21 protein-coding genes are annotated in these 18,321 nt (G+C 53.6%); 7 read left to right on the top strand and 14 right to left on the bottom strand.

The features are described 5' to 3' along the window. From ACHHZ6_RS10700 to fkpA, 9 genes are all read right to left on the bottom strand, one after another. Positions 1 to 541 (bottom strand): GTP-binding protein (locus ACHHZ6_RS10700; protein ID WP_004163557.1); only part of this gene is annotated, 541 nt, incomplete at its 3' end. A gap of 69 nt (positions 542 to 610) precedes the next feature. Then, entirely contained in the window at positions 611 to 2,725 is a 2,115-nt protein-coding gene (gene fusA, locus ACHHZ6_RS10695) for an elongation factor G (RefSeq protein WP_182272857.1), read from the bottom strand. 96 nt (positions 2,726 to 2,821) lie between these two features. Next, positions 2,822 to 3,292 (bottom strand): 30S ribosomal protein S7, encoded by a 471-nt coding sequence (rpsG, locus tag ACHHZ6_RS10690; protein ID WP_004106370.1) that lies wholly within the window; start codon positions 3,290 to 3,292, stop codon positions 2,822 to 2,824. 96 nt (positions 3,293 to 3,388) lie between these two features. Next, positions 3,389 to 3,763, bottom strand: a complete 375-nt coding sequence (gene rpsL, locus ACHHZ6_RS10685; RefSeq protein ID WP_000246815.1) for a 30S ribosomal protein S12 — start codon at positions 3,761 to 3,763, stop codon at positions 3,389 to 3,391. Between the two features lie 124 nt (positions 3,764 to 3,887). Next, on the bottom strand, positions 3,888 to 4,175 hold the full coding sequence (gene tusB / locus ACHHZ6_RS10680; protein ID WP_182919042.1) for a sulfurtransferase complex subunit TusB: 288 nt from the start codon (positions 4,173 to 4,175) through the stop codon (positions 3,888 to 3,890). 7 nt (positions 4,176 to 4,182) lie between these two features. Next, complete coding sequence (tusC, locus tag ACHHZ6_RS10675; protein ID WP_182272859.1) at positions 4,183 to 4,542, bottom strand: sulfurtransferase complex subunit TusC; 360 nt, start codon at positions 4,540 to 4,542, stop codon at positions 4,183 to 4,185. After that, on the bottom strand, positions 4,542 to 4,928 hold the full coding sequence (gene tusD, locus ACHHZ6_RS10670; RefSeq protein WP_182272860.1) for a sulfurtransferase complex subunit TusD: 387 nt from the start codon (positions 4,926 to 4,928) through the stop codon (positions 4,542 to 4,544). Before tusD ends, tusC begins: the two co-directional genes overlap by 1 nt. After that, a complete protein-coding gene (locus tag ACHHZ6_RS10665; RefSeq protein WP_182272861.1) occupies positions 4,928 to 5,650 on the bottom strand; it encodes a transcriptional regulator in 723 nt (240 codons plus the stop codon). Before ACHHZ6_RS10665 ends, tusD begins: the two co-directional genes overlap by 1 nt. Positions 5,651 to 5,816: 166 nt before the next feature. Further along, complete coding sequence (gene fkpA, locus ACHHZ6_RS10660) at positions 5,817 to 6,638, bottom strand: FKBP-type peptidyl-prolyl cis-trans isomerase (protein WP_182272862.1); 822 nt, start codon at positions 6,636 to 6,638, stop codon at positions 5,817 to 5,819. Positions 6,639 to 6,876: 238 nt separating this feature from the next. On the opposite strand from fkpA, the gene ACHHZ6_RS10655 reads away from it, so the two are divergent. After that, positions 6,877 to 7,095 (top strand): protein SlyX, encoded by a 219-nt coding sequence (locus ACHHZ6_RS10655; RefSeq protein ID WP_182274585.1) that lies wholly within the window; start codon positions 6,877 to 6,879, stop codon positions 7,093 to 7,095. Positions 7,096 to 7,287: 192 nt separating this feature from the next. Here ACHHZ6_RS10655 and slyD read toward each other — a convergent pair whose 3' ends face one another. The 4 genes from slyD to kefG all read right to left on the bottom strand — a co-directional run bounded on the left by slyD (position 7,288) and on the right by kefG (position 10,543). Then, on the bottom strand, positions 7,288 to 7,878 hold the full coding sequence (gene slyD, locus ACHHZ6_RS10650) for a peptidylprolyl isomerase (protein WP_182272863.1): 591 nt from the start codon (positions 7,876 to 7,878) through the stop codon (positions 7,288 to 7,290). 94 nt (positions 7,879 to 7,972) lie between these two features. After that, positions 7,973 to 8,173 (bottom strand): YheV family putative zinc ribbon protein, encoded by a 201-nt coding sequence (locus ACHHZ6_RS10645; RefSeq protein ID WP_010436300.1) that lies wholly within the window; start codon positions 8,171 to 8,173, stop codon positions 7,973 to 7,975. Positions 8,174 to 8,186: 13 nt separating this feature from the next. After that, a complete protein-coding gene (kefB, locus tag ACHHZ6_RS10640) occupies positions 8,187 to 9,992 on the bottom strand; it encodes a glutathione-regulated potassium-efflux system protein KefB (RefSeq protein WP_182272864.1) in 1,806 nt (601 codons plus the stop codon). Then, positions 9,992 to 10,543: a glutathione-regulated potassium-efflux system ancillary protein KefG gene (kefG, locus tag ACHHZ6_RS10635; RefSeq protein WP_182272865.1), complete on the bottom strand. Its 552-nt coding sequence runs from the start codon at positions 10,541 to 10,543 to the stop codon at positions 9,992 to 9,994. The genes kefB and kefG overlap by 1 nt, the downstream gene beginning before the upstream one ends. 138 nt (positions 10,544 to 10,681) lie before the next feature. Between kefG and ACHHZ6_RS10630 the strand changes: the two genes are divergently transcribed. The 4 genes from ACHHZ6_RS10630 to ACHHZ6_RS10615 are packed head-to-tail and all read left to right on the top strand — an operon-like array spanning position 10,682 to position 14,746. After that, on the top strand, positions 10,682 to 12,586 hold the full coding sequence (locus ACHHZ6_RS10630; RefSeq protein WP_196390559.1) for an ABC transporter ATP-binding protein: 1,905 nt from the start codon (positions 10,682 to 10,684) through the stop codon (positions 12,584 to 12,586). Between the two features lie 22 nt (positions 12,587 to 12,608). Next, positions 12,609 to 13,631 (top strand): hydrolase, encoded by a 1,023-nt coding sequence (locus ACHHZ6_RS10625; RefSeq protein ID WP_395122196.1) that lies wholly within the window; start codon positions 12,609 to 12,611, stop codon positions 13,629 to 13,631. Beyond that, complete coding sequence (locus tag ACHHZ6_RS10620) at positions 13,628 to 13,846, top strand: YheU family protein (protein WP_006177849.1); 219 nt, start codon at positions 13,628 to 13,630, stop codon at positions 13,844 to 13,846. The genes ACHHZ6_RS10625 and ACHHZ6_RS10620 overlap by 4 nt, the downstream gene beginning before the upstream one ends. 30 nt (positions 13,847 to 13,876) lie before the next feature. Further along, positions 13,877 to 14,746 carry a phosphoribulokinase gene (locus tag ACHHZ6_RS10615; protein WP_182272868.1) on the top strand — a complete coding sequence of 290 codons (870 nt, stop codon included), beginning with the start codon at positions 13,877 to 13,879 and terminating at the stop codon, positions 14,744 to 14,746. Between the two features lie 66 nt (positions 14,747 to 14,812). Here the strand turns inward: ACHHZ6_RS10615 and ACHHZ6_RS10610 are convergent, their stop codons facing one another. After that, on the bottom strand, positions 14,813 to 15,217 hold the full coding sequence (locus tag ACHHZ6_RS10610; RefSeq protein ID WP_182272869.1) for an OsmC family protein: 405 nt from the start codon (positions 15,215 to 15,217) through the stop codon (positions 14,813 to 14,815). A 312-nt stretch (positions 15,218 to 15,529) separates the two neighbouring features. Between ACHHZ6_RS10610 and crp the strand changes: the two genes are divergently transcribed. Both crp and ACHHZ6_RS10600 read left to right on the top strand, forming a co-directional pair. Continuing rightward, positions 15,530 to 16,162: a cAMP-activated global transcriptional regulator CRP gene (crp, locus tag ACHHZ6_RS10605; RefSeq protein ID WP_000242758.1), complete on the top strand. Its 633-nt coding sequence runs from the start codon at positions 15,530 to 15,532 to the stop codon at positions 16,160 to 16,162. A gap of 58 nt (positions 16,163 to 16,220) precedes the next feature. Beyond that, complete coding sequence (locus tag ACHHZ6_RS10600) at positions 16,221 to 18,308, top strand: YccS/YhfK family putative transporter (protein WP_395122195.1); 2,088 nt, start codon at positions 16,221 to 16,223, stop codon at positions 18,306 to 18,308. Positions 18,309 to 18,321: the final 13 nt, after the last annotated feature.

Raw genomic sequence — 18,321 nt, 5'->3', positions numbered from 1 at the left:
CTTCCAGCGCTTTCAGAGCAGAACCACGAACGATTGGAGTATCGTCGCCTGGGAAATCGTACTGAGACAGCAGTTCACGAACTTCCATCTCTACCAGTTCCAGCAGCTCTTCGTCATCAACCATGTCGCACTTGTTCAGGAACACGATGATGTAAGGAACGCCTACCTGACGACCCAGCAGGATGTGCTCACGAGTCTGAGGCATAGGGCCGTCAGTCGCAGCAACAACCAGGATCGCGCCGTCCATCTGCGCAGCACCGGTGATCATGTTTTTAACATAGTCGGCGTGGCCTGGGCAGTCTACGTGTGCGTAGTGGCGAGTCGGGGTGTCATATTCAACGTGGGAAGTGTTGATGGTGATACCACGAGCTTTTTCTTCTGGTGCGTTATCGATCTGGTCGAATGCACGAGCAGAACCACCGTAGGTTTTTGCCAGAACGGTAGTGATTGCAGCGGTCAGGGTAGTTTTACCATGGTCAACGTGGCCGATAGTACCAACGTTGACGTGCGGTTTTGTACGTTCAAATTTTTCTTTAGACACGGCTATATTCCTTACTATAGTGCTCTCCCCTTTGGAGAGAGCACGGGACTTAGGTTTTAATCCTGTGGATTACTTACCACGGGCTTCAATAACGGCCTGAGCAACGTTGTTAGGCGCATCATCATACTTCAGGAATTCCATAGTGTATGATGCACGACCTTTGGTCAGAGAACGCAGCTGAGTTGCATATCCGAACATTTCAGACAGTGGAACTTCAGCGTGGATCTTAACGCCAGTTACTTCAGATTCCTGACCACGCAGCATACCGCGACGACGGCTCAAGTCACCGATAACGTCACCGGTGTTCTCTTCAGGAGTTTCTACTTCAACCTTCATGATTGGCTCAAGCAGAACTGGTTTTGCTTTCTTAAAGCCTTCTTTAAAGGCAATAGACGCAGCCAGTTTAAACGCCAGTTCAGAGGAGTCAACGTCGTGGTAAGAACCGAAGTGCAGACGAACACCCATGTCAACAACTGGATAGCCAGCCAGAGGGCCCGCTTTCAGCTGTTCCTGGATGCCTTTATCAACGGCTGGGATGTATTCGCCAGGAATTACACCACCTTTGATGTCGTTGATGAACTCGTAACCTTTCGGGTTAGAGCCCGGCTCCAGTGGGTACATGTCGATCACAACGTGACCGTACTGACCGCGACCACCAGACTGCTTAGCGTGTTTACCTTCAACATCGGTAACTTTCGCACGAATCGCTTCGCGGTAAGCAACCTGAGGTTTACCCACGTTAGCTTCAACGTTGAATTCACGCTTCATACGGTCAACGATGATGTCCAGGTGCAGTTCACCCATACCTGCGATGATGGTCTGGTTAGATTCTTCATCAGTCCATACGCGGAATGATGGGTCTTCTTTTGCCAGACGGCCCAGAGCCAGACCCATTTTTTCCTGGTCAGCTTTGGTTTTTGGTTCAACCGCGATGGAGATTACCGGCTCAGGGAATTCCATACGCTCCAGAATGATCGGGTGATCCTGGTCACACAGGGTGTCACCAGTAGTCACGTCTTTCAGACCGATAGCTGCAGCGATGTCGCCCGCACGAACTTCTTTGATCTCTTCACGTTTGTTAGCGTGCATCTGTACGATACGGCCAAAACGTTCACGCGCCGCTTTCACGGAGTTCAGGATGGTGTCACCGGAGTTAACCACACCAGAGTAAACGCGGAAGAAGGTCAGGTTACCCACGAATGGGTCGGTAGCAATTTTGAACGCCAGCGCAGAGAACGGCTCTTCATCACTTGCGTGACGCTCAGCCGGAGTATCTTTACCGTCGTCCAGGATGCCGTTGATCGCAGGAACGTCAACCGGGGATGGCAGGTAGTCAACTACCGCATCCAGCATCGCCTGAACACCTTTGTTCTTGAACGCAGAACCACAGGTTACCAGGATGATTTCGTTGTTCAGAACACGCTGACGCAGAGCTTTTTTGATCTCTTCTTCAGTCAGTTCTTCGCCACCCAGGTATTTTTCCATCAGCTCTTCAGAAGCTTCAGCTGCGGATTCGATCAGGTTCTGGTGCCATTCGTCAGCCAGATCCTGCATTGCAGCTGGGATATCTTCGTATTCGAAGGTAACGCCCTGGTCTGCATCGTTCCAGTTGATGGCTTTCATTTTCACCAGGTCGATAACGCCGGTGAAGCCTTCTTCAGCACCAATCGCCAGCTGCAGCGGAACAGGGTTCGCGCCCAGACGGGTTTTGATCTGACCAACAACTTTCAGGAAGTTAGCACCCATACGGTCCATTTTGTTAACGAACGCGATGCGTGGAACTTTATATTTGTTCGCCTGACGCCATACGGTTTCAGACTGTGGCTGAACACCACCAACTGCGCAGTAAACCATTACCGCACCGTCAAGAACACGCATGGAACGTTCTACTTCGATGGTGAAGTCAACGTGGCCCGGGGTGTCGATGATGTTTACGCGGTGCGGTTCGTACTGCTTAGCCATACCTGACCAGAATGCAGTAGTCGCTGCGGAGGTGATAGTAATACCACGCTCCTGCTCCTGTTCCATCCAGTCCATGGTGGCTGCGCCGTCATGAACTTCACCGATTTTGTGGTTTACACCGGTGTAGAACAGAATACGTTCGGTAGTAGTGGTCTTACCGGCGTCGATGTGCGCACTGATACCGATGTTACGGTAGCGTGCGATGGGTGTTGTACGAGCCATTTGATTCCTCGTTTATATCTTTAGGCGTTCAGTTAAGTTACCCAGAGCGGGCGGCTTCTCTGAAGCGCCCGCCTGGTGACTAATACTCCGAAGGGATTACCAACGGTAGTGTGCGAACGCCTTGTTGGCTTCTGCCATACGGTGAACGTCTTCACGTTTCTTAACTGCAGTACCTTTGTTGTCTGCAGCATCAGAAAGTTCGTTCGCCAGACGCAGAGCCATGGATTTATCACCGCGTTTACGAGCAGCTTCAACGATCCAACGCATTGCCAGGGCATTACGACGAACCGGACGAACTTCAACTGGAACCTGATAAGTAGAACCACCAACGCGGCGGGACTTAACTTCTACAGTTGGGCGAACGTTGTCGAGAGCGACTTCGAAAGCTTCCAGTTCATTTTTACCAGAACGCTGAGCCAGGGTCTCAAGCGCGCTGTATACGATTGCTTCTGCAGTAGATTTTTTACCATCTACCATCAGGATATTTACAAATTTTGCCAGCAGTTCTGATCCGAATTTCGGATCTGGAAGAATTTTACGCTGACCAATGACGCGACGACGTGGCATGGGAATACTCCGTTGTTAATTCAGGATTGTCCAAAACTCAAAGAGTTTAGTGTGACATTAAGATAAATCAGTTTGGCCTTACTTAACGGAGAACCATTAAGCCTTAGGACGCTTCACGCCGTACTTGGAGCGAGCCTGCTTACGGTCTTTAACACCTGAGCAGTCCAGCGCACCACGAACGGTGTGGTAACGAACACCCGGAAGGTCTTTAACACGACCGCCACGGATCAGGATCACGGAGTGTTCCTGCAGGTTGTGACCTTCACCACCGATGTAGGAAGTCACTTCGAAACCGTTAGTCAAACGCACACGGCATACTTTACGCAGTGCGGAGTTTGGTTTTTTAGGAGTGGTGGTATATACACGAGTACATACGCCACGTTTCTGCGGGCAGGCTTCCAGTGCAGGCACGTTGCTTTTTGCAACTTTGCGTGCACGTGGTTTGCGTACCAGCTGGTTAACTGTTGCCATTAAATAGCTCCTGGTTTTAGCTTTTGCTTCGTAAACACGTAATAAAACGACCTCATACAATATGAGGACGCGAAATTTTAGGGCTACGTCGAAAAGGTGTCAAGAAATATACAGCGATCTCAAATCACCAGTTCATTTGACTGGCGTGCGTCACAGTAAGATTGACGAAATCAGTATAGCCAACCACGTCAATTTTGGCTGAAATTTGACCAGCCAGCCCCCGCGCATCAAGATCGTCTTTCAGCGCAGAGACCGTTATGGGGGCATTAATGAGGATTTCAACGAAACGGCTGCCTTCGAGTGCAGCAAGAACGCCATCCTGAATCAGCAGCAGGTCATCACCTTCGCACAACATGCTCAGTAATGCGTCGATATCACATTGCCACGGAGAACGGCTCAGGGTGTGGAGCATGGCAGCCTCAGAAAGTCAGAACAGTGTCGTAGTGAGAAAGTTGTTCACGCAGTGCGTCAGACGCCAGGATCGTCACGTCCAGAACGAAAGGCGTATTATCTTTTAACCCGCGCGCAGCCAGAGAGTCGGCACACAGGTAGATGTTTTCGATATCGTAAAGCGGAAGCACTTTAAACGTCGCGATGTAATCACGAGCAAGGATTGCCTGAGGCTGTTGTCCTGCCAAAAGCTGAAACACCCCGTCTCCTAAAAAGAAAACGCCGATATCTTCGGTTAATGCAGAAGTCGCGAGCAGTGCATCCAGCCCTTCTCTGCCCGACGCACTACCGTGCGGAGCAGAGGTAAAAACAAACGCTACACGCTTCATCAGAATTGCACCACTCTGTCGCAGGTTAGCGCAGCCTGCGCCAGCGCCCCCAGACCACTTAATGAAAAGCCAGGCTGTAAATTGGCCCCGGACAGGCCGAGACGGGCAGCCTCTGTCGTATCCGTCACGCCGCGACGCAATGCCGCCGCCACGCAGATATGCAGCTCAACGCCCTGCTTTTCGTTTAATGCCTGCCACGCACGCACGAGGTCAAACTCATCGCTCGCCGGTGACGTAAACTGGTTCGCGTTATACACCCCTTCCCGATAGAAGAAGACGCTCACCAGTTCGTGTCCAGCCTCCAGGAGCGCATGAGCAAACTGCAGCGCGCTGCTGGCCTGCTGAGTGCCATACGCCGGGCCTGTCACCATTAACGCAAAACGCATTACTTGTCTTGCCCCAGGAAATCACCACTTTTGAACTGGCGAATGTAGAGGTAGACCGTATGCTTGGAGATATTCAGACGATCGGCCACCTGGTTGATGGCATCTTTAATGTCGAAAATGCCTTTCTCGTAGAGGTTCAGCACGATCTGACGATTTTTGGCGTTGTTCGAGACGTTGCGATCGGCATTCACTTCTTCAATGGTGAACTCGAGCGTCTGGGTCACGAGATCTTCCACGGAGGACGCAAAGTTAACAGAAGATCCGACGTCCGGCGTTTCTGGTGGAATAAAGGTACTCATGATTTGCGAGAATGGCACATCAAGGTTTATGTTGATGCACAGCAGCCCAATCACACGGTGTTCGCGGTTTCGAATCGCGATGGTTTCGGATTTCATCAGCACGCCGCTTTTGGCGCGGGTGAAATAACATTTGGAGACGCTGCTGTCCGCGCCAGTCATGTCATGCAACATACGCAATGCAAGGTCGGTGATTGGCGAACCAATTTTACGGCCAGTATGCTCACCATTAGCAATGCGGATGGCGGAACACTTCAGATCCTGCAGGGAGTGCAATACGATTTCGCAGTGGGACCCAATGAGCATCGCTAACCCGTCCACCACCGCTTCGTAGGATTTCAGAATATCGAAATCGGTCTGGTCGAAAGGACGTTGATCCAGCAAATCAAGTTCACTGGTTTCGTTGGTTAAAAGCGACCTGGACATGAAAAAAACACTCCTTTTCAGGAGCCTGTCGTTACGTTTTCAGGGCAGGCTCATTATCTACACGGACAACTAAATTAATACAGCGTGTGTAACGCTTTCCAGTGTTAATTATATCTGCCCCACAATAAAAAAAACCGCCGCCTTTAAGGCGGCGGTTTTCACGACATTACTTCTTGGTGTCTGCTGCAGCTTTCTCGTCTGCAGGCGCTTCTGCTTTAGCATCCGCTTTTGGCGCTGGCTTGATGTCCAGCAGTTCTACGTCGAAGACCAGCGTAGAGTTTGCAGGGATACCCGGAACGCCGGTTTTGCCATAAGCCAGATCTGGTGGGATGACCAGCTTGATCTTACCGCCTTTCTTGATGTTCTTCAGACCTTCAGTCCAGCCCGGGATAACACCGTCCAGACGGAAGGAAAGAGGTTCACCACGGGTGTAAGAGTTATCGAACTCTTTACCGTCGATCAGCGTACCTTTGTAGTTAACCACAACAGTATCGCTGTCTTTTGGTGCGTCACCGGTACCTTCTTTCTCGACTTTATACACCAGGCCAGTAGAGGAGGTTTTTACGCCCTTCTCTTTAGCAAAAGTATCGCGGTAGGCTTTGCCTTTTGCTTCGTTGTCTTTTGCATCAGCTTCCATCTTGGTCTGGGCAGCACCTTTCACGCGCGCTTCAAACGCCTGCAGAGTCTGCTCGATGTCCTGGTCAGACAGTTTGCTCTTATCAGCAAACGCATCCTGAACACCCGCGATCAGCTGAGCTTTATCCAGTTTGATGCCCAGTTTCTCTTGTTCTTTCAGAGAGTTTTCCATGTAACGTCCCAGAGATGCGCCAAGTGCATAGGCGGATTTCTGGTCGTCATTTTTGAACGCCGCTTTGCTGTCTGCAGTCGCAGCAGGCTTCGCAGCAGTGTCAGCTGCGAAAGACAGCGGCGCATTCAGCGCAACAGCCATCGTCGTCGCCAGCAGCGTTACTTTAAACAGTGATTTCATCCATATCTCCAGGGCCTGGGGACTCTCACCCCAGCATTAAACGTAAATGAGTTACGTACTATAAAACGTTGCGGAAGAAATCTACAGACAGACACCCCCGATTATCGCCACTTTTAAGACTATTTTTGTTTAAATAAGTTTCTTGCCAATGGGATGGATACTGTACTTCAGGATAAACTCAGTTAAACTTCGCCGCCGCTGGCCCATTATGGCGAATCAGAAATAGACGAGGTGAATGATGAAGGACACATTGATCGAAGCGAGACTGGCTGAGCTGGAAAGCCGCCTGGCTTTTCAGGACATCACCATCGAAGAGCTTAACCAGACCGTGACCGCGCACGAGCTTGAAATGGCAAAACTGCGGGATCACATGCGTTTGTTAACCGAAAAGCTGAAGGCTACGCAGCCCTCTAACATTGCCTCTCAGTCAGAAGAGACGCCACCACCTCATTACTGAGGCGTAAAAAAAGCGGGATTATCCCGCTTTTTTTGTGCCCGGTGGCGCGAAGCTTACCGGACCTACAAATACCCTATGGATTTCGAGTCGCTGGAAGGCGGCAAGCTTGAAAATCCCCGGGAGCATAGATAACTATGTGACCGGGGTTTGAAAGCGCAGCCAACACACCTGCGGCTTGAAAGACGACGGGTATTAGTGGCAACCGCAGCCGCCGTTACCGCAACCACCTTTACCGTGCTCGTGAGCATGGTCGTGATCGTGGCCGTGACCACCGCAGCAGCCATCGTGGCCGTGATCGTGGTCATGATCGTGACCGTGCGCACCGTGAACGTGGCCATGAGCCAGTTCTTCTTCGGTTGCTTCACGGATAGCCACAACTTCTACGTTGAACTTCAGGTTCTGGCCAGCCAGCATGTGGTTGCCGTCAACCACAACGTGGTCGTCTTCAACTTCTGTGATTTCAACCGGCACAGGACCCTGGTCAGTTTCAGCCAGGAAACGCATGCCAACCTGCAGTTCGTCAACGCCCATGAACACGTCTTTAGGAACGCGCTGAACCAGGTTGTCGTCGTACTGACCGTAAGCGTCGTTCGCGCCTACAGCAACGTCAAATTTGTCGCCAACTTCATGACCTTCCAGCGCGGTTTCCAGGCCGGAAATCAGGGAACCGTGACCATGCAGGTAGTCCAGCGGCGCACTCACCGGAGACTCATCAACCAACACACCGTCTTCTGTACGTACCTGATAGGCCAGGCTGACCACCAGGTCTTTTGCTACTTTCATGATATCTCCTGAGCGTGGGAAAATTGCTGGCGCAGATTGTAGCGGAAATCTGCACCTGTGTACCCTTTAGCTTAAAAAAACTCAGGGCATATCGCTAGTCCGGATGAAAAATGCCGATCACTTGCTCTTCTTTGCGAACGTGATCGCGAGCTTCCTTGTCGGCTTCACGCATCTGGTGACCACACTTAACACACTCAACAACATCAATATTATTTTCACGCCACATGGCCAGCGTGTCTTGCGCCTGGCAGGTCGGGCACTTTGCACCCGCGATAAAGCGTTTACGTACAGCCATCTTTCGTTACCCTTTATTCAAATTCATCCCAGCCATCCAGCTGGCGTCGTTCTTGTTGCATCTCGCGCTGGAAAATCTCTTCCAGCTCACGACGCGCTTCCCGCACACGAGAAATCTGCGCCGTGTCGGTATGCACCGGCATCAGTTCACGCAACATCCGCATATCGAGCCTGCGAAAATGCATCTGCGCACGCTGGGCCTGATGGGGATGCATGCCCAGCGAAATCAGCGCCTTGCGTCCCAGTTCCAGCGCACTGGAAAACGTCTCGCGGGAGAAGTGTTTCACACCCGCCTGCAAAAGTTCGTGAGCTTCCACACGTCCCCGTGCGCGCGCCAGAATATGCAGGTGCGGGAAATGCTGCTGACACAACTCCACCAGCTTCATCGTATCTTCTGGATCATTACAGGTAATGACGATGGATTCTGCCGCTTCAGCCCCGGCGGAACGCAACAGTTCAAGTTGCGTCGCATCACCGTAGTAAACCTTGTAGCCATATTTTCGCATCAGGTTTACCGCGCTGATATCACGTTCCAGCACCGTGATACGCATTTTGTTCGCCATCAATAAACGCCCAATCACCTGTCCGAAGCGGCCAAAACCCACGACAATCACCTGAGGCTTATCATCTTCCACCCACGGGGTTTCATCTTCGTCTTCTGCCGGGTTAAACCGCCGCGACAGCAGTTTATCCACCAGCTTCATCAACAGCGGCGTGGCCATCATCGACAGCGTGACCGTCACCAGCAGCAGCGCCATCTGGTCATCTTTGAACAGCTTCTGGGACGATGCCGTGGAGAACAGCACGAACGCAAATTCTCCCCCCTGGCTTAACACGCTGGCAAACTGCATTCTCTCTGAGCTACGCAGCCCGTAAATGCGTGCCAGTACATACAACACCAGTGTTTTAACCGCCATCAGCACCGCAACGCTCACGGCCACCCACAGCAGATGGGTATAGAGCACGCCGAGATTGAGCGCCATGCCCACCGAAATAAAGAACAGTCCTAACAGCAGCCCTTTAAACGGATCAATGGCAATCTCCAGCTCATGACGATATTCACTCTCGGCAAGCAACACCCCAGCGATGAACGTACCGAGCGCCATCGACAGCCCCAGCGCATCCATAAACAGCGCCGAACCGAGCACCAGCAGCAACGTCGCGGCGGTAAACACCTCGCGCACGCCAGACGCAGCAATAAAACGGAACACCGGGCGCAGTAAAAAACGTCCGCCAATCAGCATCCCGGCAAAGGCCAGCACCTTCATGGAGACTTTCACCCAGTCGAAATGATCGCCGCCTGAACCCGCCAGCAGTGGTACCAACGCCAGCGCCGGGATCACCGCCAGATCCTGGAACAGCAGTACCGAAAAACCCAACTGACCCGCCTCACTGCGGTTCATCCCTTTGTTACGCATCAGCTGCAGTGCCATCGCCGTCGAGGACATTGCGAGACCTATCCCACCAATCACCGCCGCCTGCCAGGCGAAATCAGTCAGCATCAACAGACCAGCCAGAATGGTGGCACTGAACAGCACCTGTGCCGCACCCACACCAAAAATGGAACGCCGGAGCTGCCACAATTTAGACGGATTCAGCTCAAGGCCGATGATGAACATCAGGAACACCACGCCCAGCTCGGAGAAGTGGAGAATTTCATCCACATCACTGATAAACCCAAGCCCCCAGGGGCCAATCGCAATTCCCGCCAGCAAATACCCGAGCACCGCACCGATGCCAATACGCGACGCCAGCGGTACGGCCACCACGGCGGCAAATAAAAAGAGCACGCCCGCCAGCAGCAGGTTCGATCCTTCCATCAGCGACCTCCTGTCGGGATCGGCGATGCCAGCCATTCGCCATAGGCCCGGGCATGACTTGCCAGCTCCTTTGGATCCTGACGTCGCGCCCAGTAGATAATAATCGGGCTCATCCAGTGCATACGGCACATCGCCGCCGTCAGTTCGAATGGCCGCAGGATATCGCTCATCGGATAACGGTTCAGCCCGTCATAGCGGTAAGCGCTCTCTGGCTCACCGGTGGTAATGACGCTACGCCAGTACTTTCCCGCCAGCTGGTTGCCCCCCACTCCGCTGGAGAAACCCCGGCTTAACACGCGGTCCAGCCACTCTTTCAGCAATGCCGGACAGCTGTAGGTATAGAGCGGATGCTGGAACACAATCACGTCATGCTGGCGCAGCAGTTCCTGTTCATGGGGAATATCGATAAAGAAATCAGGATAGTGCGCGTAGAGATCGTGCACCGTCACATTGCTGAGCTGAGTCGCCGGCTTAAGCAGCACCCGGTTCGCCACCGAGTCCTGAGATTCCGGATGGGCATACAGCAGCAGCACTTTTGCTGTCTGAGACATCACTCCCCTCCCGGTTCTGTTTCTGTTTTTGTGTATCGTTGTCGTTTTGGGCTACCATGACGGCCCGGTGGGGAAAATGATCCACACCTTACATTATCATAATGACAAATTAACATAGTCGGAACATACGGCGCTTCTATGATTGTTTTTTCCTCGTTACAAATTCGTCGCGGCGTGCGCGTCCTGCTGGACAACGCCACAGCCACCATCAACCCGGGTCAGAAAGTGGGCCTGGTTGGCAAAAACGGCTGCGGTAAATCCACCCTGCTGGCGCTGCTGAAAAACGAGATAAGTGCCGATGGCGGTAACTTTACCTTCCCCGGGAACTGGCAGCTTGCATGGGTCAACCAGGAGACGCCTGCGCTGAGTGAACCGGCACTCGACTATGTTATCGACGGCGACCGTGAATACCGTAAGCTGGAAGCGGAACTCAATGCTGCCAACGAGCGTAACGACGGTCACGCGATTGCCACCGTTCACGGCAAGCTGGATGCCATCGATGCCTGGACTATCCGCTCCCGCGCCTCCAGCCTGCTGCACGGTCTGGGCTTTAGCAACGAGCAGCTCGAACGCCCGGTTAGCGATTTCTCGGGCGGCTGGCGTATGCGCCTTAACCTGGCGCAGGCACTGATCTGCCGTTCCGACCTGTTGCTGCTCGATGAACCGACTAACCACCTCGATCTCGATGCGGTTATTTGGCTGGAGAAGTGGCTGAAAAGCTATCAGGGCACGCTGATCCTGATCTCCCACGACCGCGACTTCCTCGACCCGGTGGTGGACAAAATCATTCATATCGAACAGCAAACGATGTTCGAGTACACCGGTAACTACAGTTCTTTCGAGCGCCAGCGCGCGACGCGCCTTGCTCAGCAGCAGTCCATGTATGAGAGCCAGCAGCAGCGTGTGGCACACCTGCAAAGCTTTGTTGACCGTTTCAAGGCCAAAGCATCGAAGGCCAAACAGGCGCAGAGCCGCATCAAGATGCTGGAACGCATGGAGATGATTGCCCCGGCACACGTGGATAACCCGTTCCACTTTAATTTCCGCGAGCCGGAGAGTCTGCCCAACCCATTGCTGAAGATGGAAAAGGTCAGCGCTGGCTATGGGGATCGCATCATCCTCGACTCCATCAAGCTCAACCTGGTGCCGGGTTCACGTATCGGTCTGCTGGGGCGTAATGGTGCCGGTAAATCGACGCTGATCAAACTGCTGGCAGGCGAGCTTAACCCGGTCAGCGGTGAAATCGGGCTGGCGAAGGGCATCAAGCTTGGCTACTTCGCCCAGCATCAGCTGGAATTTTTACGCGCGGATGAATCCCCGATTCAGCACCTGGCGCGGCTGGCCCCACAGGAAATGGAGCAGAAGCTGCGCGACTATCTCGGCGGTTTTGGCTTCCAGGGCGATAAGGTCACCGAAAACACCGAGCGCTTCTCCGGCGGCGAAAAAGCTCGCCTGGTACTGGCACTGATTGTCTGGCAGCGCCCGAACCTGCTGCTGCTCGATGAACCAACGAACCACCTGGACCTCGACATGCGTCAGGCACTGACCGAAGCGCTGATCGAGTTCGAAGGCGCACTGGTTGTCGTCTCGCACGATCGCCACCTGATCCGCTCCACCACCGACGACCTCTACTTAGTCCACGATGGCAAAGTCGAACCGTTCGACGGCGACCTGGAAGATTATCAGCAGTGGCTGACAGATGTGCAAAAGCAGGAAAACCAGCCGGAAGAGTCCGCGAAGGATAACGCCAACAGCGCACAGGCACGTAAAGACCAGAAGCGCCGTGAAGCGGAACTTCGCACCCAGACACAGCCGCTGCGTAAAGAGATCGCCCGTCTCGAAAAAGAGATGGAAAAACTCAATGCTATGCTCGCCACCGTTGAAGAGAAGCTGGGCGACAGCGGACTGTATGACCAGAGCCGCAAAGCCGAGCTGACTGACTGCCTGCAAACCCAGGCGAAAACCAAATCCAACCTCGAAGAGTGTGAGATGGCATGGCTGGATGCGCAGGAACAACTGGAAGCGATTATAGTAAATAACTGACAAGAATTAGCATCGCATCGTTATGACTCAAATCATTCCATCAGACTTCGACCTCGCCGTTGAAGAGAGCGCAGAGTTTGTGCCCATGCGCGGTGTGGCGAATCGCCACCTGCAGACCATGCTGCCGCGCCTGATCCGCCGCAAGGTGCAGTTCACCCCACACTGGCAACGCCTGGATTTGCCGGACGGTGACTTTTTGGATCTCGCCTGGAGCGAAGAACCGGAGCAGGCCAGACATAAACCCCGCCTGGTGGTGTTTCATGGTCTGGAAGGCAGTCTGTACAGTCCTTACGCGCACGGATTAATCCAGGCCGCGAAAGACCGTGGCTGGCTCGGCGTGGTCATGCATTTTCGCGGATGCAGCGGCGAGCCAAATCGCCAGAAGCGTATCTACCACTCGGGTGAAACGGAAGACGGCACCTGGTTTTTACAATGGCTGAGAGAGAACTTTGGTACGGTGCCAACGGCGGCCGTAGGGTATTCGCTGGGCGGAAATATGCTGGCCTGCCTGCTGGCAAAAGAGGGTGAAACGGTCCCGCTGGACGCAGCCGTAATTGTCTCTGCCCCCTTCATGCTGGAACAGTGCAGCTACCATATGGAAAAAGGGTTTTCCCGGGTGTATCAGCGTTATCTGCTCAATCTGCTGAAAGCCAATGCAGCGCGTAAACTGAAGGCCTATCCGGATACCTTGCCGGTCAGCTTGCGTCAGCTCAAAAAGGTGCGCCGTATTCGCGAATTCGACGATCTGATCACCGCCAAAATTCATGGCTTTGCCGACGCAATTGACTACTATCGCCAGTGCAGCGCGATGCCGTTGCTGAGCAAAATCACTCAGCCGACGCTCATCATTCATGCCAAAGATGACCCGTTCATGGATCATCACTCAATACCGGCGCAGGAATTTTTGCCTGACAACGTTCACTATCAGTTGACCGAACATGGCGGTCACGTGGGGTTTGTCGGCGGCACGTTACGTCGCCCGAAAATGTGGCTGGAGGCGCGCATTCCTGACTGGTTAACCGCTTATCTGGACGGTGCAAAATGATCATCCCCTGGCAGGATCTGTCTCCCGAAACGCTCGATAATCTGATTGAAAGCTTTGTATTGCGTGAAGGCACCGATTATGGTGAACATGAACGTTCGCTTGAACAAAAGGTCAGCGATGTAAAGCGCCAGCTCAAAAGCGGCGACGTGGTGCTGGTATGGTCTGAACTGCATGAAACGGTCAATATCATGCCCCGCAACGCGTTTCACGGCTGACCTTTAAACCTTTCCAGTCAGGGAGTTGCTATGTCTGCCAGACATCCGGTTATTGCCGTAACGGGTTCGAGTGGTGCGGGCACCACCACCACCAGCCTCGCCTTTCGCAAAATTTTCGCTCAGCTGAATTTACGGGCGGCAGAAGTTGAAGGCGACAGCTTTCACCGCTACACGCGCCCGGAGATGGACATGGCCATCCGCAAGGCGCGCGATCTCGGCAAACACATCAGTTATTTCGGCCCGGAGGCCAACGATTTCGGTCTGCTGGAGCAAACCTTTCTTGAATATGGCCAGACCGGCAAAGGGCAATCCCGCAAATATCTGCATACCTACGACGAAGCCGTTCCCTGGAACCAGGTGCCGGGAACCTTTACCCCCTGGCAACCACTGCCGGAACCTACCGACGTGCTGTTTTACGAAGGGCTGCACGGTGGCGTGGTCACGCCGCAGCACGACGTCGCACGTCATGTGGATCTGTTGGTCGGGGTGGTACCGATCGTTAACCTGGAGTGGATACAGAAACTGACGCGTGACATCAGCGAGCGCGGTCATTCGCGTGAGGCGGTGATGGATTCGGTGGTACGCTCAATGGAAGATTACATCAACTTCCTGACGCCACAGTTTTCCCGTACCCATATTAACTTCCAGCGTGTGCCGACGGTGGATACCTCCAACCCGTTCGCCGCCAAAAGCATTCCGTCGCTGGATGAGAGCTTTGTGGTTATCCATTTCCGCAATCTCGAAGGCATTGATTACCCGTGGTTGCTGGCGATGCTGCAAGGCTCGTTTATTTCGCACATGAATACATTGGTGGTACCCGGTGGAAAAATGGGGCTGGCGATGGAGTTAATCATGACACCACTGGTGCAGCGGCTGATGGAAGGGAAGCAGATCGCGTAATCATGTCCCCTCTCCCCGTGGGAGAGGGTTACGGTGAGGGCATCTACGCGCACGATGCCCCCGACTTCACGCCTCAATCACTTCATACGAATGCGTGATTTTTACCGCTTTCTCCAGCATTAACGCCACAGAGCAGTATTTTTCAGCCGAAAGATCGACCGCGCGTGATACCGCCGCGTCCTTCAGCGCTGTGCCAGTAACAACAAAATGCAGGTTGATGTGCGTAAACAGGCGCGGTGCCTCTTCGCGACGTTCGGACGTGAGCTTGACTTCGCAGCCGGTCACGTCGTGACGGCCTTTTTGCAAAATCGACACCACGTCGATGGCACTGCATCCACCAGCGGCCATCAGCACCATCTCCATTGGACTTGGCGCTTTATCGCCGGAGTTACCATCCATCAAAATCTGGTGCCCGGAAGCGGATTCGCCCAGGAACGTTAAACCTTCAACCCATTTCACACGCGCTTGCATATATTCCTTAACTCCAACGTTGCATTTTTGGTGACAGATTACGCGCGCGTTACATTTCTCGCAATGGAAGGCGACCTGCGTCATGCTGAAGCGAGACACCAGGAGACACGCGGCGAAAGCTATGCTAAAACACTCAGGATGCTACAGTAATACATTGACGTTACACATGTATGCAGAGGACATCAAACTTTACTGGCTGCGAAACGTTACGACAGCCGACTTCCCAGGTATGGGTAAGAATTCGATTGCAACCCCAGAGTCAGGATGCGATTTATGACTCTGGAGACAGCTTATAACAGAGGATAACAGCGCATGGTGCTTGGCAAACCGCAAACAGACCCGACTCTCGAATGGTTCTTGTCTCATTGCCACATTCATAAGTACCCATCGAAGAGCACGCTGATTCACCAGGGTGAAAAAGCGGAAACGTTGTATTACATCGTCAAAGGCTCGGTGGCAGTGCTGATCAAAGATGAAGAAGGGAAAGAGATGATCCTTTCTTATCTGAACCAGGGCGATTTCATCGGCGAACTGGGCCTGTTTGAAGAAGGCCAGGAACGTAGTGCCTGGGTTCGTGCAAAAACAGCATGTGAAGTGGCTGAAATTTCCTACAAGAAATTCCGTCAGTTGATCCAGGTTAACCCGGACATCCTGATGCGTCTTTCTTCCCAGATGGCTCGCCGTCTGCAGGTTACGTCTGAGAAAGTGGGCAACCTTGCCTTCCTCGACGTGACCGGTCGTATCGCGCAGACGCTGCTGAACCTGGCGAAACAACCAGATGCCATGACCCACCCGGACGGTATGCAAATTAAAATCACCCGTCAGGAAATTGGTCAGATCGTCGGTTGCTCTCGTGAAACAGTGGGTCGTATCCTGAAAATGCTGGAAGACCAGAATCTGATCTCCGCGCACGGTAAAACCATCGTGGTTTACGGAACCCGTTAATTCCGGCCAAACGGCGTGTCATCGCAAGGTGTCACGCCGTTTTTGTCTCTATTCCCCCATGTGGCGCAGGCTGATCTACCACCCGGAAGTTAACTATGCACTGCGACAAACGCTGGTGTTGTGCCTTCCTGTGGCCGTGGGTTTGATCCTCGGACACCTTCAACAGGGTCTGCTGTTTTCTCTCGTTCCCGCCTGCTGCAACATCGCCGGTCTGGACACGCCCCATAAGCGATTTTTCAAACGTCTGATTATTGGTGGCTGCCTGTTTGCTGGCTGTAGCCTCGCCGTGCAACTCCTGCTGACCCGCGATATCCCGCTGCCGCTGATTTTAACCGTGCTGGCGATGACGCTGGGAGTAACGGCTGAAATCAGCTCACTGCATGCCCGCCTGCTGCCTGCCTCGCTGATTGCGGCCATCTTTACCCTTAGCCTCGCGGGTAATATGCCGGTGTGGGAGCCGCTGCTGATCTACGCTCTCGGCACGCTATGGTACGGGTTGTTTAACTGGTTCTGGTTCTGGATGTGGCGGGAACAGCCGCTGCGCGAATCCCTGAGCCTGCTCTATATCCTGCTGGCGGATTACTGTGAAGCAAAGTACACCCTGCTCACCCAGCACACCGATCCGGAAAAATCACTGCCGCCGCTGCTGGCACGCCAGCAAAAAGTGGTGGATCTCATCAGCCAGTGTTACCAACAGCTACATATGCTCGCCGCCAATAAAAACCATGAGTACAAACGGCTGCTGCGCATATTCCAGGTAGGGCTGGATCTGCAGGAGCATATCTCGGTAAGCCTGCATCAGCCGCAGGAGGTGCAGAAGCTGGTCGAGCGCAGCCACGCAGAAGCGGTGATCCGCTGGAACGCGCAAACCGTTGCCGCGCGCCTTCGCGTGCTGGCGGACGATATTCTGTATCACCGCTACCCGACGCGCTTCAACATGGACAAACAGCTCGGTGCGCTGGAAAAAATTGCCCGTCAGCATGCGGATAACCCGGTCGGGCAGTTTGCCGCATGGCATTTCAGCCGCATCGCGCGCGTGCTACGCACCCAGCGGCCACTCTATTCACGCGACCTGATGGCCGATAAACAAAAGCGTCTGCCGCTACTGCCTGCCCTCAAAAGCTATTTATCCCTGAAATCCGCCGCCCTGCGCAACGCCGCGCGGATCAGCGTCATGCTCAGCATCGCCAGCCTGATGGGTGTGGCGCTGCATCTGCCGAAACCGTACTGGATCTTAATGACCATACTGTTTGTCACGCAGAACGGTTATGGCGCAACGCGGGTGCGTATTCTGCACCGGGCGGGCGGTACAATGGCGGGGCTGATTATTGCAGGCGTGACGCTACACTTTCACGTCCCGGAAGGGTATACGCTGGTGGGCATGCTGGCGATAACGCTGGTGAGCTATCTGATCATCCGCAAGAACTACGGCTGGGCGATGGTGGGCTTTACCGTAACTGCGGTGTATACCCTGCAGCTACTCACGCTGAACGGCGAACAGTTTATTATTGCCAGGCTGGTGGATACGCTGATTGGCTGTCTGATTGCTTTTGGCGGCATGGTCTGGCTGTGGCCGCAATGGCAAAGCGGGTTACTCAGGCAGAACGCCCATGATGCACTGGAAGCAGACCAGCAGGCGATCCGCTTAATACTGAGCGACGACCCGCAACCCTCCCCGCTGGCGTACCAGCGAATGAGGGTTAATCAGGCACATAATGCCCTGTTTAACTCCCTTAACCAGGCCATGCTGGAACCGGGCTTTAACTCGAATTATCTGGCAGACATGAAGCTGTGGGTGACCCACAGCCAGTTTATCGTCGAGCATATCAACGCCATGACCACGCTCGCACGCGAGCATACGATGCTGACGCCGGATCTGGCACAACGCTATTTGCAGTCGTGTGAAATTGCCCTGCAGCGCTGTCAGCAGCGTCTGGAGTATGACGCGCCGGGAGAAACGGGAGATGCAAACATTCTGGAAGCGCCGGAAACGCTCACCCACGGACCGATGAGCACCCTGGAGCAGCATTTGCAGCGCATTCTGGGGCATTTGAACACCATGCACACCATTTCGTCGGTGGCATGGCGTCAGCGTCCGCATCACGGCATATGGCTAACGCGTGTGTTAAAGCGGACGCCATATTGATTGCGTCGGGCAA

This window comes from Enterobacter cloacae complex sp. 2024EL-00214, from assembly GCF_043945575.1.
In the GTDB taxonomy this organism is placed as follows: Bacteria; Pseudomonadota; Gammaproteobacteria; order Enterobacterales; family Enterobacteriaceae; genus Enterobacter; species Enterobacter cloacae_P.
This window is presented reverse-complemented; position numbering and strand designations above follow the sequence as displayed.

Excerpts from the sequence above, each read along its gene's own strand:
- ACHHZ6_RS10655 (WP_182274585.1), top strand. The coding sequence starts at position 6,877 with ATGAAGGACACATTGATCGAAGCGAGACTGGCTGAGCTGGAAAGCCGC.
- kefB (WP_182272864.1), bottom strand. The coding sequence starts at position 9,992 with ATGGAAGGATCGAACCTGCTGCTGGCGGGCGTGCTCTTTTTATTTGCC.
- kefG (WP_182272865.1), bottom strand. The coding sequence starts at position 10,543 with ATGTCTCAGACAGCAAAAGTGCTGCTGCTGTATGCCCATCCGGAATCT.
- slyD (WP_182272863.1), bottom strand. The coding sequence starts at position 7,878 with ATGAAAGTAGCAAAAGACCTGGTGGTCAGCCTGGCCTATCAGGTACGT.
- fusA (WP_182272857.1), bottom strand. The coding sequence starts at position 2,725 with ATGGCTCGTACAACACCCATCGCACGCTACCGTAACATCGGTATCAGT.
- ACHHZ6_RS10665 (WP_182272861.1), bottom strand. The coding sequence starts at position 5,650 with ATGTCCAGGTCGCTTTTAACCAACGAAACCAGTGAACTTGATTTGCTG.
- tusB (WP_182919042.1), bottom strand. The coding sequence starts at position 4,175 with ATGCTCCACACCCTGAGCCGTTCTCCGTGGCAATGTGATATCGACGCA.
- ACHHZ6_RS10610 (WP_182272869.1), bottom strand. The coding sequence starts at position 15,217 with ATGCAAGCGCGTGTGAAATGGGTTGAAGGTTTAACGTTCCTGGGCGAA.
- ACHHZ6_RS10600 (WP_395122195.1), top strand. The coding sequence starts at position 16,221 with ATGTGGCGCAGGCTGATCTACCACCCGGAAGTTAACTATGCACTGCGA.
- ACHHZ6_RS10625 (WP_395122196.1), top strand. The coding sequence starts at position 12,609 with ATGACTCAAATCATTCCATCAGACTTCGACCTCGCCGTTGAAGAGAGC.
- rpsG (WP_004106370.1), bottom strand. The coding sequence starts at position 3,292 with ATGCCACGTCGTCGCGTCATTGGTCAGCGTAAAATTCTTCCAGATCCG.
- tusC (WP_182272859.1), bottom strand. The coding sequence starts at position 4,542 with ATGAAGCGTGTAGCGTTTGTTTTTACCTCTGCTCCGCACGGTAGTGCG.
- fkpA (WP_182272862.1), bottom strand. The coding sequence starts at position 6,638 with ATGAAATCACTGTTTAAAGTAACGCTGCTGGCGACGACGATGGCTGTT.
- ACHHZ6_RS10630 (WP_196390559.1), top strand. The coding sequence starts at position 10,682 with ATGATTGTTTTTTCCTCGTTACAAATTCGTCGCGGCGTGCGCGTCCTG.
- tusD (WP_182272860.1), bottom strand. The coding sequence starts at position 4,928 with ATGCGTTTTGCGTTAATGGTGACAGGCCCGGCGTATGGCACTCAGCAG.
- ACHHZ6_RS10645 (WP_010436300.1), bottom strand. The coding sequence starts at position 8,173 with ATGGCTGTACGTAAACGCTTTATCGCGGGTGCAAAGTGCCCGACCTGC.
- ACHHZ6_RS10620 (WP_006177849.1), top strand. The coding sequence starts at position 13,628 with ATGATCATCCCCTGGCAGGATCTGTCTCCCGAAACGCTCGATAATCTG.
- rpsL (WP_000246815.1), bottom strand. The coding sequence starts at position 3,763 with ATGGCAACAGTTAACCAGCTGGTACGCAAACCACGTGCACGCAAAGTT.
- crp (WP_000242758.1), top strand. The coding sequence starts at position 15,530 with ATGGTGCTTGGCAAACCGCAAACAGACCCGACTCTCGAATGGTTCTTG.
- ACHHZ6_RS10615 (WP_182272868.1), top strand. The coding sequence starts at position 13,877 with ATGTCTGCCAGACATCCGGTTATTGCCGTAACGGGTTCGAGTGGTGCG.